Source organism: Curtobacterium sp. USHLN213 (assembly GCF_037144815.1).
Taxonomy (GTDB): Bacteria; Actinomycetota; Actinomycetes; order Actinomycetales; family Microbacteriaceae; genus Curtobacterium.
In genome coordinates this window covers 81,513-98,460 of record NZ_JBBCYQ010000001.1, presented here as the reverse complement: position 1 = coordinate 98,460, position 16,948 = coordinate 81,513, and the positions used below count along the sequence as shown (strand labels likewise).

At 71.6% G+C, this 16,948-nt stretch carries 15 protein-coding genes; 13 read left to right on the top strand and 2 right to left on the bottom strand.

Annotated elements, in window-relative coordinates:
• Positions 1-33 precede the first annotated feature (33 nt).
• The 9 genes from WFH25_RS00465 (at position 34) to WFH25_RS00425 (ending at position 10,679) form a co-directional block, all read left to right on the top strand.
• Positions 34-744: an HAD family hydrolase gene (locus WFH25_RS00465; protein ID WP_229085973.1), complete on the top strand. Its 711-nt coding sequence runs from the start codon at positions 34-36 to the stop codon at positions 742-744.
• Entirely contained in the window at positions 741-1,823 is a 1,083-nt protein-coding gene (locus WFH25_RS00460; RefSeq protein WP_229085971.1) for a tRNA (adenine-N1)-methyltransferase, read from the top strand. Before WFH25_RS00465 ends, WFH25_RS00460 begins: the two co-directional genes overlap by 4 nt.
• Positions 1,824-1,866: 43 nt before the next feature.
• Positions 1,867-2,796, top strand: coding sequence for a hypothetical protein (locus WFH25_RS00455; RefSeq protein WP_092387091.1), 930 nt, complete (start codon positions 1,867-1,869; stop codon positions 2,794-2,796).
• Positions 2,797-2,867: 71 nt separating this feature from the next.
• Positions 2,868-4,007, top strand: a complete 1,140-nt coding sequence (locus tag WFH25_RS00450; protein WP_336696485.1) for a helix-turn-helix transcriptional regulator — start codon at positions 2,868-2,870, stop codon at positions 4,005-4,007.
• The gene (locus WFH25_RS00445; RefSeq protein WP_336696484.1) at positions 4,000-4,971 is read left to right on the top strand and encodes a helix-turn-helix transcriptional regulator; all 972 of its coding nucleotides are present in this window, start codon (positions 4,000-4,002) and stop codon (positions 4,969-4,971) included. The genes WFH25_RS00450 and WFH25_RS00445 overlap by 8 nt, the downstream gene beginning before the upstream one ends.
• A 359-nt stretch (positions 4,972-5,330) precedes the next feature.
• Positions 5,331-6,083, top strand: coding sequence for a twin-arginine translocase subunit TatC (gene tatC, locus WFH25_RS00440; protein ID WP_070419009.1), 753 nt, complete (start codon positions 5,331-5,333; stop codon positions 6,081-6,083).
• A complete protein-coding gene (locus tag WFH25_RS00435; RefSeq protein WP_336696483.1) occupies positions 6,080-8,524 on the top strand; it encodes a DEAD/DEAH box helicase in 2,445 nt (814 codons plus the stop codon). Before tatC ends, WFH25_RS00435 begins: the two co-directional genes overlap by 4 nt.
• Positions 8,525-8,658: 134 nt before the next feature.
• Positions 8,659-10,218: an apolipoprotein N-acyltransferase gene (lnt, locus tag WFH25_RS00430; protein WP_336696482.1), complete on the top strand. Its 1,560-nt coding sequence runs from the start codon at positions 8,659-8,661 to the stop codon at positions 10,216-10,218.
• Between the two features lie 110 nt (positions 10,219-10,328).
• Complete coding sequence (locus WFH25_RS00425) at positions 10,329-10,679, top strand: RNA polymerase-binding protein RbpA (RefSeq protein ID WP_111116451.1); 351 nt, start codon at positions 10,329-10,331, stop codon at positions 10,677-10,679.
• Positions 10,680-10,745: 66 nt separating this feature from the next.
• Here WFH25_RS00425 and WFH25_RS00420 read toward each other — a convergent pair whose 3' ends face one another.
• Both WFH25_RS00420 and WFH25_RS00415 read right to left on the bottom strand, forming a co-directional pair.
• Positions 10,746-11,975 (bottom strand): SPFH domain-containing protein, encoded by a 1,230-nt coding sequence (locus tag WFH25_RS00420; protein WP_070419006.1) that lies wholly within the window; start codon positions 11,973-11,975, stop codon positions 10,746-10,748.
• Positions 11,972-12,445, bottom strand: a complete 474-nt coding sequence (locus tag WFH25_RS00415) for an NfeD family protein (RefSeq protein WP_254789583.1) — start codon at positions 12,443-12,445, stop codon at positions 11,972-11,974. The genes WFH25_RS00420 and WFH25_RS00415 overlap by 4 nt, the downstream gene beginning before the upstream one ends.
• A gap of 153 nt (positions 12,446-12,598) precedes the next feature.
• On the opposite strand from WFH25_RS00415, the gene WFH25_RS00410 reads away from it, so the two are divergent.
• From WFH25_RS00410 to WFH25_RS00395, 4 genes are all read left to right on the top strand, one after another.
• The gene (locus WFH25_RS00410) at positions 12,599-13,360 is read left to right on the top strand and encodes an SDR family oxidoreductase (RefSeq protein ID WP_336696481.1); all 762 of its coding nucleotides are present in this window, start codon (positions 12,599-12,601) and stop codon (positions 13,358-13,360) included.
• 10 nt (positions 13,361-13,370) lie between these two features.
• Complete coding sequence (locus WFH25_RS00405; RefSeq protein WP_336696480.1) at positions 13,371-13,826, top strand: NUDIX hydrolase; 456 nt, start codon at positions 13,371-13,373, stop codon at positions 13,824-13,826.
• A 66-nt stretch (positions 13,827-13,892) separates the two neighbouring features.
• Positions 13,893-16,259 carry an ATP-binding cassette domain-containing protein gene (locus WFH25_RS00400; protein WP_092387097.1) on the top strand — a complete coding sequence of 789 codons (2,367 nt, stop codon included), beginning with the start codon at positions 13,893-13,895 and terminating at the stop codon, positions 16,257-16,259.
• A 138-nt stretch (positions 16,260-16,397) separates the two neighbouring features.
• Positions 16,398-16,703, top strand: a complete 306-nt coding sequence (locus tag WFH25_RS00395) for a hypothetical protein (RefSeq protein ID WP_092387099.1) — start codon at positions 16,398-16,400, stop codon at positions 16,701-16,703.
• Positions 16,704-16,948 lie beyond the last annotated feature (245 nt).

Here is a 16,948-nt window from a genome sequence, read left to right as displayed (position 1 = left end):
CGCGGGCGGACCGCCCCGGTAGACTCGTCGCCCGTGACCGCGCAACCCTCCGCCCTCGTCCCGCCCGCAGCCGTGCTGTGGGACATGGACGGCACGATCATCGACACCGAGCCGATCTGGCAGCAGTCCCAGGTCGAACTCACCGACCGCTACGGCGTCGTCTGGACCCACGAGGACGGTCTCGCCCTGGTGGGCAGCGGCCTCGAGCGCTCGGGGGAGATCCTCCGCGACAAGGGCGTCGACATGGAGGTCGAGGAGATCATCCAGTGGATGACCGAGTACGTGATGGTGCGCCTGCGCGACGGTGAACTGCCGTGGCGTCCCGGTGCCCGCGAGCTCATCGAGGGCCTGCACGACCGCGGCATCCCGACCGCCCTCGTCACGATGTCCCGTCGGAAGATGGCGCTCGTCGCCGCCGATGCGCTCGGTGCCCGCGGGTTCCGGGTCGTCGTCGCGGGTGACGACGTCGAGCGGCCGAAGCCCTTCCCCGACGCCTACTTGTCCGCCGCCGCACAGCTCGGCGTCGACCCGACCGCGTGCGTCGCGATCGAGGACTCGGCGACCGGCGTGGCCTCGGCCGTGGCCTCCGGCGCGGTCACGGTGGCCGTCGAGCACATCGTCCCGCTGTCGGACATCACGGGCGGCGACGTCCACCTCACCACCCTCGCGGACGTCGACGTCGACCGGCTCGTCGAGCTGACCGGCCCGGCCCTCGCCGCCCGCACCCAGGAGGTCGCACGATGACCGACGCGCTCCCGAACCCCACCGAGTCGCTGCCGCACACCGCGGGCGGCGCACCGCACACCCCGCCGCGCGGACCCTTCCGCGCCGGTGACCGCGTGCAGCTGACCGGTCCGAAGGGCAAGCTGACGACCCTGTCGCTCGAGGTCGCGGGGGAGTACCACACGCACCGCGGCGTCCTGCGGCACGACGACGTCATCGGGCAGCCGGACGGGTCGGTGATCCGGGCGAGCACCGGTGACGAGTACCTCGCGCTGCGTCCGCTCCTCAACGACTACGTGATGTCGATGCCGCGCGGTGCCGCCATCGTGTACCCGAAGGACGCCGCTCAGATCGTGGCCTTCGCCGACGTCTTCCCGGGCGCCCGCGTGGTCGAGGCCGGTGTCGGTTCCGGCGCGCTCTCGCTGTTCCTCCTGCGGGCGATCGGACCGACCGGACAGCTGCAGTCGTTCGAGCGCCGCGAGGAGTTCGCCGCGATCGCCCGTGGCAACGTCGGCACCTTCCTCGGCGCCGTCCCGGACAACTGGTCGGTCACGGTCGGTGACCTCGTCGAGGAGCTGCCCGGCGCCGCCGAACCGCAGAGCGTCGACCGGGTCGTCCTCGACATGCTCGCGCCGTGGGAGTGCGTCGACGCCGCAGCGGACGCCCTCGTCCCCGGTGGTCTCATCGTCTGCTACGTCGCGACCGTCACGCAGCTGTCCCGCACGGCCGAGGCGCTCCGCGACACCGGGCGCTTCACGGACCCGCAGTCCAGCGAGACCCTGGTCCGCACCTGGCACGTCGAGGGCCTCGCCGTCCGCCCGGACCACCGAATGGTCGGGCACACCGGGTTCCTCGTCACGGCACGCCGGCTGGCCGACGGTGTCGTGCTGCCGAACCTGAAGCGTCGCGCAGGCAAGGCGGAGTTCTCCGACGAGGACGTCGAGGCCTGGACGCCCGGCGCCGTCGGCGAGCGGTCGGCCAGCGACAAGAAGCTCCGCAAGGTCGCGCGACAGGCGGCGGCACAGGCCCGCAAGGTCGCCGCAGCCGAGGCCGGACCCGCCGCGTCCGACGCGGACGGCGCTGCTGAGGACGACCGGTAGGCTACGCGACGTGCCCGTCCTGCATCGAACGGAAAGAGGGTCCGTGCGCACCATCCCCGCACTCCTGGTCACCATCGGCCTCGCCGCAGCACTCACCGGGTGCGCGGCGAGCGGGGCCGGTTCCACGCCGTCGAGCTGCGCCGCTCCCGGTGCCGCGTCCGAGGCGGTCACCGCCACGGGTGCGTTCGGCAAGGAGCCGAAGGTCAACATCCCGAGCGGCCTCACCACGAAGGGCACCCAGGTCTCGGTCCTCCGCCAGGGCGAGGGTCGCGAGATCGAGGACGGCACGCCCGTCGTGATCGAGTACACCCTCGTCGACGGTGCGACCGGCGAGGTCGCACAGACGAGCGGGTACTCCGGCCAGACCGCCCCGATCACCGCGGGTGCCGACAACTACGGGGCGCTCGGCGCCTCCCTCGAGTGCGCGCACGTCGGTGACCGCCTCGCCGTCGCACTGCCGAAGAGCGCCCTGAGCTCCTCGACCACCGGCGACACGGAGACCTCGTCGACCAAGACCGAGGACGCCGTCATCGCCGTCATCGACGTCAAGAAGGCCTTCGACGCCCGCGCGACCGGCACGCCGCAGCTCGCCGGGGACGGGATGCCCGCCGTCGTCCTCGCGCCGTCGGGTGCGCCCGGCATCACGATCCCCTCGTGGTCCGCGCCGAAGTCGGACGAGACGCACCTGCTCCGCAAGGGGCACGGCGCCGAGCTCACCGACAAGGACACCGCCGTCATCAAGTACACCGCCGTGTCGTGGCCCGCTGACGGCACCGACGCCTCGGTGGCCGGCTCCAGCTGGACCGACGGCTCGGGCGCGCAGACCGTGCCGCTCACCAAGGGCCAGGTGCAGGAAGGCGTCCGGAACGCCATCGTCGGGCACCGTGTCGGCGACCAGGTGCTCACGATCGTGCACCAGCAGGGCGCGGCGTACGCGTACGTGATCGACGTCCTCGGGAAGATCTCCGCCTGACCCTCCCGGACCGTCCACGGACCGCGGCGCGGGTGCACTCCGGTGCACCCGCGCTGCCGTAGGATCGGCTCGTGCCAGCGACCCGTGTGCCCCGTGTGCCTGCCGAGGAACGGCTGTTCAGCCTGGTGCTCGCGCTGCTCTCGACGGAGTCCGGGCTGACGAAGTCCGAGATCCTGGCCAACGTGCAGGGCTACCGGCAGCGGTTCACGACAGGCGGCGACAACGCCTCGCTGGAGCGCCAGTTCGAGCGCGACAAGGACGACGTCCGCGAGCTGGGCATCCCGCTCGAGACCATCGAGACCCCGGGTGCCGCCGGCAACAACCAGACGCTCCGCTACCGGATCCCGAAGGGCGAGTACGACCTGCCCGTCGACGTCCGCTTCACGCCGGACGAGTCCGCGCTCCTGTCCCTCGCCGCGATGGCCTGGCGCGAGGGCGCGCTCTCCGCCGACTCCCGTCGCGGCCTGCTCAAGGTGCGGTCCGCCGGATCCGAGGACGACGGCGCCGGGGCCCTCGGCGTCGACGCGTACGCCCCGCGGCTCCGCGCCCGTGACGTCGCCTTCGAGCCGCTGCGCTCGGCGCTCGACCGGTCCGCCGCGGTCCGCTTCGACTACATCACGCCGGGGCAGCACGAGCCGCGTCGGCGTCAGGTGGCCCCGGTCGCACTCGTCCAGCACGGCGGCCGCTGGATGCTCGCCGCGCACGAGTTCGCGACGGACAGCGAGAAGAACTACCTGCTCTCCCGGATCGTCGGGCCCGTCGCCCAGTACGAGGTCGGGCAGCACCCGGCCCCGGCCGGTGGGGGCGAACGCGCGCTGGCGGAGCTCGAGCGCATCTGGGCGGCACGCACCGCCCGGATCCGGGTCGCACCGGGGTCGGACGCCGAACGTCGGCTCGCCCGCCGGCGGGACACCGAGACCGATGACGACGGCGTCCTCGTCCTGCACCACGTCGACCCCCAGATCCTCGCCGAGGAGCTCGCCGCCTTCGGGCCCGAGGTTCGCGTGCTCGAGCCGGACGACCTGCGCGACCGGGTGACCGAGCGCCTGCGGGCCCTCGTCGCCGACCACGCCGACGCACCGGCACCCGCCGACCACGCCGACGCACCGGCACCCGCCGACCACGCCGACGCACCGGCACCCGCCGACGCACCGGCACCCGCGGACCACGCCGAGCCCGCCGCCGACCAGGACGGGAGCCCCCGTGGCTGAGCAGCAACCACTCCAGGCGCAGGACAAGCTCGCGTTCCTGCTCGCCCTCGTGCCGTACCTGATCGACCGCGAGCGCGTCTCGGTCGCCGAGGCCGCTCGGCACTTCGGCGTCCCCGAGACCCGGATCCGCCGTGCCGTCGAGCTCATCGCGGTGTCCGGCGTCCCCGGCGAGACGATGCAGTACCAGCACGGCGACCTTTTCGACATCGCGTGGGACGACTTCGACCAGAACGACATGATCGTGCTGACGAACCTCGTCGCGATCGACGACTCCCCGCGGCTCTCGGCGCGCGAGGCGTCCGCGCTCATCGCCGGGCTGCAGTACCTGTCCGCCCTCCCCGAGGCCGCCGACCGCGACGCGATCCGCGCGCTCATGGCGAAGCTGTCCCGCGGTGCCGGTGGCGCGGCCGCGAACGTCGCCGTCGGGCAGGACCTGCACGACGTCGCCCTCGCGGTCATCCGCCGCGCGATGGCCGACGGCCGCGGGCTCGCGTTCGAGTACGCCGGTCCGCGCACGCAGGGGAGCACCCGCCGCGTCGACGCGCTGCGTGTGGAGTCGATCGACACCGACTGGTACCTGCGGGCGTGGGACCTCGACCGACAGGCCCTCCGGACGTTCCGGCTCGACCGGATGTCCGGCGTACGGGTCGACGACCGCCCGGCGGAGAAGTCGATCGACGACGTGGTGATCCCGGACACGCTGTTCCAGCAGGCGGCCGAGGACGTGATCGTCACCGTCGAGCTCGACTCCTCGTCGCTGCCGCTCGTGGCCGACTTCCTCGCCGACACGGCCGACGCGCCCGACACCGACGGCCGGGTGCGCATCCGGCTGGCAGCGTCGAACGGCTTTGACGGTGTGGTGCGGCTTGTCGCGGGGCTGCCCGGTCGCGCGGTCGTGCTCGACCCGCCGGCTGCACGGGCCGCGGTGCGCGACTTCGCCGCGGCCGCCCTCGCCGCCGACTGAGCCGCGCGCAACCGCCGGACCGGCGCTGCGTGTCGCGCACGTCGAACCACGAAACCGACGTCGAACCGGTACCGCGACGTGGTTCGACGTCGGTTCCGTGGTTCGAACCGAGTGCGGACGCCGGACCGCGCGCGACCGCCGGACCGGACACGCGTCGGCCCCGCCGCCGACGTGCTGACCGACGGACGGGAGGCGCGGTGCGGGCCCGCCCCGCGCCTCCAGGCCCGTGACCCTCCTGTGCGAACGCACGTCGCGGCCGACTGTCGGTCCCGACCCCGTAGGATCGACCCATGGCTTCGACGACCGCGCGCGGGCGAGCGAGGCGGACCGGGCGTCCGACGAAGGACGCCGAAGGCCGCATGTCGCTCGGGCAGCACCTCATCGAGCTGCGCAACCGCCTGTTCCGCGCAGTGATCGCGATCGTCGTCGCCGCGGTCGGTGGGTGGTTCCTCACCCCGTTCGTGCTCGACGCGCTCCGGTCGCCGGTCTCCCAGCTCGCGAAGGTCGGCGGGCACACGGCCGAACTGAACTTCCCGATGATCACGGGCGCGTTCGACCTGAAGCTGCAGATCGCCATCACGATCGGCATCGTCATCGCGAGCCCGGTGTGGCTCTACCAGATCTGGGCGTTCATCGTCCCGGCGCTGGTGCGGCGTGAGAAGCAGTACGTGTGGGGCTTCCTCGGCACCGCGATCCCGCTGTTCTTCGCGGGCTGCTGGTTCGGGTGGTACATCCTGCCGCACGTGGTCGGCATCCTCGGCAGCTTCGTGTCGAGCCAGGACACCTCGATCGTCGACGCCAAGGCCTACTACGACTTCGTCATCAAGCTCATCGTCGCCGTCGGCATCGCGTTCGTCCTACCGGTGTTCCTCGTGCTGCTGAACTTCGTCGGCGTGCTGTCCGCGTCCTCGATCATCAAGTCCTGGCGCGTGGCGATCCTCTGCATCCTGGTCTTCTGCGCCATCGTGACGCCCAGCGCCGACGTCATCTCGATGTTCCTGCTCGCCGTGCCGATGATCGTGCTGTACGTCGCCGCGTGCGCGGTGGCCTGGCTCCACGACCGCCGGGTGGCGAAGCGCCAGGCGAAGCTCGACGAAGAGTACGGCCTGTGAGCACGACGGAGCCGAGCGCTGCCGAACGGTTCCGGGCGGCGAAGGTCCGGAACCGGTCCCGCAACCTCGAACTCTTCCGCGCCGACCTGCGGTTCGACCTCGACCCGTTCCAGTTCGCCGCGTGCGACGCGCTCGACCAGGGGCGCAGCGTCCTCGTGGCCGCGCCGACCGGGGCCGGCAAGACGATCGTGGCCGAGTTCGCGATCTGGCTGGCGATGCGGCAGCCGACGGCGAAGGTGTTCTACACGACACCGATGAAGGCCCTGAGCAACCAGAAGTACGCCGAGCTCGTCGACGTCTACGGCGAGTCCGAGGTCGGGCTGCTGACCGGCGACACGAACGTGAACCCGCGGGCCCGCGTCGTCGTGATGACGACCGAGGTCCTGCGGAACATGATCTACGCGGACTCCGACCTGCTCGACGACCTCGCGTGGGTCGTCCTCGACGAGGTCCACTACCTCGCCGACCGGTTCCGCGGTGCCGTCTGGGAAGAGGTGATCCTGCACCTCCCGACCGAGGTCCGGCTCGTCTCCCTCAGCGCCACGGTCTCCAACGCGGAAGAGTTCGGCGACTGGCTGCAGACCGTCCGCGGCGACACCGACGTCATCGTCTCCGAGGACCGCCCCGTGCCGCTCGAGCAGCACGTGCTCGTCGGCTCGAAGATGGTCGACCTGTTCGACTCCAGCGGTGCCGCGGCGACGAACCGCGTCAACCCGGAGCTGCTCCGGCTCGTCGGCGGTGCCTCGCGCAGCGAACGGCACGGCGGCGGACACCGCGGCGGACGGGGGCGCGGGGGCTACCACGACCGTCGTGGTCCGCGCACCGAGAAGCTGCACCGCGAGCGCATCGCCCACATGCTCGACGAGCGGATGCTCCTGCCCGCGATCTTCTTCGTGTTCAGCCGGAACGGGTGCGACCAGGGCGTCCGGAACGTGCTCCGGTCGGGGCTGTCGCTGACGACGGCGCAGGAGCGCAACGAGATCCGCGAGACGGCGGAGTACCACTGCCGCACCCTCCTCGACGAGGACCTCGCCGTGCTCGGCTTCTGGGAGTGGCTCGAGGGCCTCGAACGCGGCGTCGCGGCGCACCACGCCGGGCTCCTGCCGGCCTTCAAGGAGGTGGTGGAGGACCTCTTCCAGCGCAAGCTCCTCAAGGTCGTGTTCGCGACGGAGACCCTGGCGCTCGGCGTGAACATGCCGGCCCGCACGGTCGTCCTCGAGAAGCTCGAGAAGTTCAACGGCGAGGCCCGCGTCCCGATCACGCCGGGGGAGTACACGCAGCTCACCGGTCGCGCCGGGCGTCGTGGCATCGACGTCGAGGGGCATTCGGTCATCCAGTGGTCGGACGGCCTCGATCCCCAGGGCGTCGCGTCGCTCGCGAGCCGCCGCACCTACCCGCTGAACTCGTCGTTCAAGCCGACCTACAACATGGCCGTGAACCTCATCGACCAGTTCGGTCGGCAGCGCACGCGCGAGGTCCTCGAGACGTCGTTCGCGCAGTTCCAGGCCGACCGTTCGGTCGTCGACCTCGCGCGGAAGGTGCGGTCGCAGCAGGAGTCCCTCGACGGCTACCAGCAGGCGATGCAGTGCCACCTCGGCGACTTCACCGAGTACGCGGCCCTGCGCCGTGAACTCTCCGACCTCGAGCGGACGAACGTCCCCGGCGGGCGCGAGGCCTCGCACGGCGCCCGGGCCGAGCGACAGGCCGCCATCACGGACGTCCGACGGCGCATGCAGCGGCACCCCTGCCACGCCTGCCCCGACCGCGAGGCCCATGCGCGCTGGTCCGAGCGCTGGTACAAGCTGAAGCGCGCCAACGACAAGCTCCTGCAGCAGATCCGTTCCCGCACGGGTGCGGTCGCGACCACGTTCGACCGGGTCACGAACGTGCTCCTGCAGCTCGGCTACCTGGTCGACACCGGCAACGGCGAGGCCACGGTCGCCGCCGGCGGGCGTCGGCTGCAGCGGATCTACGGTGAGCGCGACCTGCTCGTCGCCGAGTGCCTCGAGGCGGGCGTCTGGAAGGACCTCACCCCGGCGCAGCTCGCCGCGATGGCCGCCACGATCGTCTACCAGCCCCGCCGAGAAGACGCGCCCGGCACCGAGCACGCCCTGCCCCGCGGGGCGTTCCGTCCGGCACTCGACGAGACCCTGACCATCTGGTCCCGACTCGACGACATCGAGCGCGACGCCCGACTCGCCGGGTCGCAGCCGCCGACCCCGGCCGCCGCGGTCGGCATGTTCCGCTGGGCGTCCGGTTCCGCGCTCGACGACGTGCTGCGCACGCTCGACCTGCCGGCCGGTGACTTCGTGCGCTGGTCGAAGCAGGTCATCGACCTGCTCGACCAGATCCGGAACGCCGGCGACGACGACCTCGCCCAGACCGCACGGCGGGCGACGGACGCGGTGCGCCGCGGCATCGTCGCCTACGCGGCGGTCTGACAGGAGGCACGGTGCCGGTTCCCGAGTCCGACGTGCGCCCGCAGGGCGCCGTCTCCACCGCGCCCATCGCCTCGGCTGCGCGCGCGTCCGGGGCCGCCGCGCGCGCGTCCGCGGCGGGGGGTCGCGGCTCCGCCGTGCGCCCTCCGGCCGGCCGCCGGTCCGACTTCGCCGCCCTGCCGCTCGCGCAGGCGTTCCCGCTCGCCGTCATCGGGGGCGTGCTGTTCGCACTCGCCTTCCCGTCGCCGGGCTGGTGGTTCCTCGCCTACCCCGCACTCGCGTGCATGCTGCTCGCCGCGATGGGCCAGCGTGCCCGGCGCGCCGCCTGGCTCGGGTACGTCTCCGGCGCGGCCTTCTGGATCCCCGCGATCTCGTGGGCCGGCCGCTACCTCGGCCCGGTCCCGTGGTTCGCGCTCGCGCTGTTCGAAGCCGCGTTCTTCGCCCTCGGCAGCGTCGCGATCGCCCTCGCGTACCGCTGGGTGGCGCGTGTCGTGCCGTCCACCGCCGGACGCGTGTGGGGCCTCCCGGCCGTCGTCGCCGCGCTCTGGACCGGACGCGAGTGGTTCTCGGGGAGCTGGCCCTACGGCGGCTTCGCGTGGGGGCGGGTCGGACTCTCGCAGTCGCAGGGCCCGTTCACGCACCTGGCTGCCTACGTGGGTGTGCTCGGGGTGACGTTCGTCGTCGTGTACTGCGTCGCGGTCGTCGTGTCGCTCGCCCTGGTCGTGCCCCGCGGTCCCGGCCGGGCCGTCCGGGTGCCCGTCCGCGTCGCGACGGCGGGACTGCTCGTCGCCGCCGTGCTCGCCGTGCCCGCGTGGCCGACCGCCACCGACGGCACGATCCGGATCGAGTCGGTGCAGGGCGACGGCCCCGCGGGGTACTTCGACCGGGCGGCGCCGGGCGCGGTGCTGAGCGCGCAGGTCGCGGCGACCGACGTCGAGGCGAAGGGGGTCGACCTCGTGGTCTGGCCCGAGGGCTCCGCCGAGTTCGATCCGCGCCAGCAGCCGGTGATCGCGTCGGCCCTCGACCAGGTCGTCGACTCCGTCGGGGCGCCGATCGTCGCCGGCGCCATCACGCAGACGTCCTCGGGGGTCCTGCACAACACCTCGTTCGTGTGGACGAAGGACGGCTGGCAGTCGTCCTACGACAAGAAGCGGCCGGTGCCCTTCGGCGAGTACGTCCCGGACCGCTGGTTCTTCTCCAAGCTCGCTCCGTCGCTCATCGGGCTGCTGCAGCGCGACTACACCCCGGGGACGAAGCCGAACGTGCTGTCGGTCGCCGGCGTCCGGGCGGGCATCGCGATCTGCTTCGACATCGTCGACGACGGACTCGCCACCGACATGGCGCGCGGGGGAGCGCAGGTCATCCTGGCGCAGACGAACAACGCGGACTTCGACGGCACCGACGAGAACCTGCAGCAGCTCGAGATCGCTCGGATGCGGGCGATCGAGACCGGTCGGTCGCTCGTGAACATCTCCACCGTCGGGGCGTCGCAGGTCATCGACCCGACCGGACGGACGATCGACCGGGTGCCGGCGTACACCGCCACCTCGATGATCACGGACGTGCCGCTCGGGACGACCACCACCCCGGCGACCCTGGCGTCCGGATCGATCGCGCTCCTGCTCTCGCTCGGCGGGCTCCTCACCCTGCTCGCCTGCGCGCCCTGGGCCCGCCGCAGCACTGCTCGCCGCGCCTGAGCAAGCAGGCCGCGGCCCCGCACTGGGAGAGGACTGTGAATGCGCCGGTCCGGGAGTGCAGGCGCGTGGGACAGTGTTGTGGAGGGCAGACGAGCGAGAGGAGCACACACATGGCTGATCGGAGTCTCCGCGGCATGCGGCTCGGGAGTCAGAGTCTCCAGAGCGAAGAGGGCGTCGAGCTCTCGGACCGCAAGCGTGCGGTCTACCAGACGGAATCGGGGGAGACGTTCGACATCGTCTTCTCGGCGGATGCGGACGTCCCCCAGACGTGGTCGGAGCCTCGCTCCGGTCGCGAAGGACGACTCCTCGGTGACGACGGCATCCCCGTCGAGGTCGCCGCAGAGGACGTCAAGGCCCCCAGGACCCACTGGGACATGCTGCTCGAGCGACGCTCGCGTGAAGAGCTCGAGGAGCTCCTGCAGGAGCGACTGCAGTTCCTGCGCGCACGACGCGGCGCCTGACCCGCACACGACGACGAAGACGCCCGCCCCGGTCTCCCGGGGCGGGCGTCGTCGTCGTGGTGGCGGTCAGCGGCGGCCGGAGCCGTCGCTCGTGCGGTGCCCGGAGGCGTCGGGGCCGGCGTCGGTCGCGCTCCCGTGGTGCTCGTCCTTCGCTGCGTCGCGGAGCTCGTCGGCCGCGGCCTCGTCCGACGCCGCGAGGTGCGCGTCGACGCTCTTGTTCGACTCGGCGAGACGCTGGTCGAGCTCGGACTCGGGGACGATGTCCGCCGCCGTGGCGTCCGGGCGGGGGACCGAACCGGCCGCGGCATCGGCGGCCGCGCTGTTCGCCAGGCTCTCGTTCGCGAGCTTGGAGATCCGCGACAGGAAGTCGCCCCCGGCACCACCGCCGGCGATCGGTCCGCTGCCGGTGCGCCCGGCGGTGAAGCCCTTCGCGATGCCGGACAGTGCCTCGGTGAACTCGCTCGGGATCATCCAGAGCTTGTTCGCGGTGCCCTCGGCGATCTTCGGCAGGGTCTGCAGGTACTGGTAGGACAGGAGCTTGTCGTCCGGGTCGCCGGTGTGGATGGCGTCGAACACCGTGGCGATCGCCTGCGCTTCACCCTCGGCGCGGAGGACTTGGGCCTTCGCGTCACCCTCGGCCGCGAGGATGGCGGCCTGCCGCTGCCCCTCGGCCTCGAGGATCTGGGACTGCTTCGTCCCCTCGGCCTGCAGGATGGCGGCACGACGGCTGCGCTCGGCACGCAGCTGCTGCTCCATGGCGTCCTGGATCGACACGGGCGGCTCGATCGCCTTGAGCTCGACGCGGCCGACGCGGATGCCCCACTTGCCGGTCGCCTCGTCGAGCACGACGCGGAGTTGGCCGTTGATGTTGTCGCGGCTGGTCAGGGCCTCTTCGAGGTTGAGGCCACCGACGACGTTGCGGAGCGTGGTGGTCGTGAGCTGCTCGACCGCGCCGAGGTAGTTCGCGATCTCGTAGGTGGCGGCGCGGGCATCCGTGACCTGGAAGTAGACGACCGTGTCGATCGAGACCACCAGGTTGTCCTCGGTGATGACGGGCTGCGGCGGGAACGACACGACCTGCTCGCGCATGTCGAGCAGCGGCCGGAGCCGGTCGATGAACGGCACCAGCAGGTTCAACCCGGGGTTGAGGGTCTTGTGGTACTTCCCGAGGCGTTCGACGATCCCCGCGGTCGCCTGCGGCACGATGCGGATCGCGCGGGACAGGACGACGATCACGAAGATGACGACGACGAGGATGAGGACGAGCAGTGCGATCGTCCCGGCTGAGATGGTCACGAGGTGGCCCTTTCTCCGAGGCGGACGACAGCCGTCGACCCCTCGATGGACTCGACGACCACGGGGGTCCCGAGCGGCGGTGTTCGGTCTGTGGCGTCGGCGGAGATTCGGGCGCTCCAGGTCTCGCCGTTGGCCAGGCGGACCTGGCCGGGGGCGGACGCGGTGAAGGCGACGGCGACCGTGCCCGGCAGCCCGATGAGTCCCTCGACGTTGGTGCGGTGCGGGTCGGCGTTCCGACCGAGTGCCGTCAGGAGCCGCGGCCGGACGACGGACAGCAACAGCAGGGCGACGCCCGCGGCGATGATGGCCGACAGCCACCACGGTGCGCCGAGGAGTGCGGCGACCAGCCCGCCGGCAGCACCGGCCGCGAGCATGATGAAGATGAAGTCGAGCGTGAATATCTCGACCACACCCAGCAGGAGCACCAGTCCGATCCAGATGACGGTCTGGATCCAATCGATCCCGTTCACGCGATCTCCCTCCCTCGGTCGCGCGCGGCTGCTCGCTGCGTCGCGACGGCCGGTCCAACTCCGTTCAACATATCAAGTCCGTGCTGTGCCCGCGCGGTGGTTGGTAGGCTCGTCGGCGGCCGACCCGCCGAACCAGACCTGGAGAACACGACTGTGAGCAACCCCCTCGCCCCCGGATCCCTCGCCGACAAGCGCGCCCTCGTCACGGGGTCGTCCCGCGGCATCGGCGCCGACACCGTCGGGTACCTGGCCGAGGCCGGCGCCAAGGTCGTCGTGAACTACCGCAACAAGGCCAAGCGTGCCGAGCAGATCGCCGAGAAGATCGTCGCCGCGGGCGGCTCGGCACTCGCTGTCGGCGCGGACCTGACCGACCACGACTCCCTCCAGGCGATGGTCGACACCGTCGTGCAGGAGTGGGGCGGCATCGACCTGCTCGTGCTCAACGCCTCCGGTGGCATGGAGTCCGGCCTGGGCGAGGACTACGCGCTGCGCCTGAACCGCGACGCACAGGTGGACATGCTGCAGACCGCCGTGCCGCACATGCCCGCTGGATCGCGCGTCGTGTTCGTGACGAGCCACCAGGCCCACTTCGTCGAGACCGCCGAGACGATGGACGAGTACGTCCCGGTCGCCAAGAGCAAGCGGGCCGGCGAGCTCGCCCTCCGCGAACTCGTCCCGCAGCTCGACGCGGCGGGCATCGAGTTCGTGGTCGTCTCCGGCGACATGATCGAGGGCACGATCACCGCCACGCTCCTCAACCGCCTCAACCCGGGCGCGATCGAGGGCCGCCGTGCCGAGGTCGGCAAGCTCTACAGCGTCTCCGAGTTCGCCGCCGAGATCGCCGCGGCCGCGATCGAGCCGATCCCCGCCGACCACACCAAGCTCGTCGGCGACGTCAGCGGCTTCGTCGGCTAACGTCGGACGGGTGACTGCGAAGCCCGGCCTGCGCCGCACCTCCCGGATCATCCTGCTCGACCCCGACGGTCGGGTGTTCCTGATGGACACCAACTCCCCGTCGTCGGACGGAGCGCACCGCTGGATCACGCCCGGCGGCGGTGTCGACCCGGGCGAGGACCACCGCGACGCCGCGATCCGCGAGCTGCGCGAGGAGACCGGCATCGTCATCGAGGACCCGGGGGAGCCGGTGTGGTCGTGGGACTTCAGCGTCGAGTGGGACCTGGCCGACCACGACCGCGGCCACGCGGAGTTCTACGTCGTCCGGACTCCCGGCTTCACGCTGTCGGACGCCGAGTGGACCGACGACGAGCGCGTGGACATCCTGCAGTCGCGCTGGTGGACGGCCGACGAGCTCGACGCCACCGACGAGCCGTTCGAGCCCGCCGAGCTCCCGGGCCTCGTCCGCATGCACGCGCCGTCCTGACGCGCTGGCTCGTTCCGGGGCGGAACCGTCCTGTGGAACGTCACACGTCACCGCTACCCTGTGGGCATGGAACCGAGTGCCGAGCACGCCGCTGACACCCACGACCGCATCCGGGTGCGTGGTGCACGTGAGAACAACCTGCGCGACGTCGACGTCGAGCTCCCGAAGCGTCGCCTGACCGTCTTCACCGGCGTGTCCGGGTCGGGCAAGAGCTCACTGGTGTTCGCGACCATCGCGGCGGAGTCGCAGCGCATGATCAACGAGACGTACAGCGCGTTCCTGCAGGGGTTCATGCCGTCGCTCGCACGCCCCGACGTCGATGTGCTCGACGGCCTCACCACGGCGATCGTCGTCGACCAGGAACGCATCGGCGCCGATCCCCGCTCGACGGTGGGCACCGTGACGGACGCCAACGCCATGCTCCGCGTGCTGTTCAGCCGCCTCGGGACGCCCCACATCGGTGGCCCGAACGCGTTCTCCTTCAACCTCGCCACGGTCACGGCCGGTGGTGCCATCACCGTGCAGAAGGGCAAGGACGCCAAGGCGGAGAAGGTCTCGTTCTCACGGCTCGGCGGCATGTGCGCCGACTGCGAAGGCCGCGGCACGGTCACCGACATCGACCTCACACAGCTGTTCGACGACACGAAGTCCCTGTCGGACGGGGCGATCACGATCCCCGGGTACGGCACGGACGGCTGGAACGTCCGGATGTTCGCCGAGTCCGGGTACTTCGACAAGGACACGCCGATCCGTGACTTCACGGACGCCGAACGCCAGGACTTCCTGTACCGCGAACCGACGAAGCAGAAGATCGCCGGCATCAACATGACGTACGAGGGGCTCGTCCCGCGCGTGCGGCGCTCGTTCCTGCAGAAGGACCGCGAAGCGATGCAGCCCCACATCCGGGCCTTCATCGACCGCGCGGTCACCTTCACCACCTGTCCGGCCTGCGGTGGCACCCGGCTGAACGACGTCGCACGGTCGTCGACGATCGCCGGCAAGAGCATCGCGGACGTCTGCGCGATGCAGATCACCGACCTCGCCGCCTGGCTACGGGGGATCGACGAACCGACCGTCGGGCCGTTGCTCGACGGCCTGCGGGACGCGGTCGACTCCTTCGTCGAGATCGGCCTCGGGTACCTCTCGCTCGACCGCCCCACGGGGACCCTGTCCGGGGGAGAGGGGCAGCGCGTCAAGATGGTGAAGCACCTCGGGTCGTCCTTGAGCGACGTCACCTACGTCTTCGACGAACCGAGCACCGGGTTGCACCCCCACGACATCGAGCGGATGAACGGGCTCCTGCTCCGCCTCCGCGACAAGGGCAACACGGTGCTCGTCGTCGAGCACAAGCCCGAGGTCATCGCGATCGCGGACCACGTCGTCGACCTCGGGCCGGGGGCGGGGACGAACGGCGGGGCGCTCTGCTACGAGGGGCCGGTCGACGGGCTCCGCACGAGCGACACGGTCACCGGTCGCCACCTCGACGACCGGGTGTCGGTGAAGGACGTCGTGCGCGAACGCACCGGCGTCCTCGAGATCCGCGGCGCCGACGCGCACAACCTGCAGGGTGTGGACGTCGACGTGCCGACCGGGGTGCTCACGGTCGTGACGGGTGTCGCCGGCTCCGGCAAGAGCACGCTCATCCACGGGTCGCTGTCACCGCGCGACGGTGTCGTCGCGATCGACCAGGGCGCGATCCGCGGCTCCCGGCGGAGCAACCCGGCGACGTACACGGGGCTGCTGGAGCCGATCCGCAAGGCCTTCGCGAAGGCCAACGGTGTGAAGCCCGCCCTGTTCAGCGCCAACTCCGAGGGTGCGTGCCCGGCGTGCAACGGCGCGGGGGTCATCTACACGGACCTCGGCATGATGGCCGGCATCGCGACGCCGTGCGCCGAGTGCGGCGGGAAGCGATTCGACCAGTCGGTGCTCGAGTACCGGCTCGGGGGAAAGGACATCAGCGAGGTCCTCGCGATGCCCGTCGCCGACGCTGCGACGTTCTTCGCGACGGGGGAGTCGAGGATCCCCGCGGCGCACGCGATCCTCGCCCGGCTCGTCGACGTCGGACTCGGGTACCTGACGATCGGCCAGCCGCTGACGACCCTGTCCGGCGGCGAGCGGCAGCGGCTCAAGCTCGCGACGCACCTCGGCGACCCCGGCGGGGTGATCGTCCTCGACGAGCCGACGACCGGGCTGCACCTGGCGGACGTCCAACAGCTGCTCGGCTTGCTGGACGGCATGGTCGAGGCCGGGCGGACGGTCGTCGTGATCGAGCACCACCAGGCCGTGATGGCACATGCCGACTGGCTCATCGACCTCGGGCCCGGCGCGGGCCACGACGGCGGCCGCGTCGTGTTCGAGGGCACGCCGGCCGAGCTCGTCGCGGCTCGGTCGACGATCACGGGGGAGCACCTGGCGGCCTACGTCGGAGCCTGAGGCGGGGGACAGGTCCGGGCGGAGTACCTGAACACCAGCTGGTCGAACGGTCTACCGTCCTGACTGACGCTCATGCTTGGGCCACCCCGCCCGCGGCTACCCGGTCGCATGACGAGCGTTCACGACGAAGGAGACCTCATGGCCGACCAGACCGGTGGACCGAACTACCCCGCAGCGAACACGCCCGGTGCAGCACCGGCCGGCACGGGTGGCGGACTCGCCATCGCGAGCCTCGTCCTCGGCATCGTCGGTGTCGTCGGTGGCATCTTCCTCGCGATCATCGGCGTGATCGCCGGCATCATCGGGCTCGTCCTCGGCATCCTGGCTCGCCGACGCGCGTCCGGTCGGGGGATCGTCCTCGGCGGCATCATCCTGTCGGCCATCGCGATCGTCATCGGCATCGTCGGCTACATCCTCACCGCGGTCGTGCTGTCCCAGGCCTGAGTCCACATCGCCGCTGACGTCTGACCGGGGATCACCGCCCCGAGTCGCCGCGCAGCGGTCCGCCAGCGAGGCGGGTCGGCAGCGATGCCGATCCGCCTCGCTGGCGTTCGGCGTCCGCGCGTCGCACCCCACGTCCCCACGTCCCGACGCCACGGCGGACGGGAGGCGCGGGTCGGGCCCGCACCGTTCCTCCTGGACCACGCAACGCGTGTTCCGGACCGCCGGACGCGCGCCCAGGTCGGCCC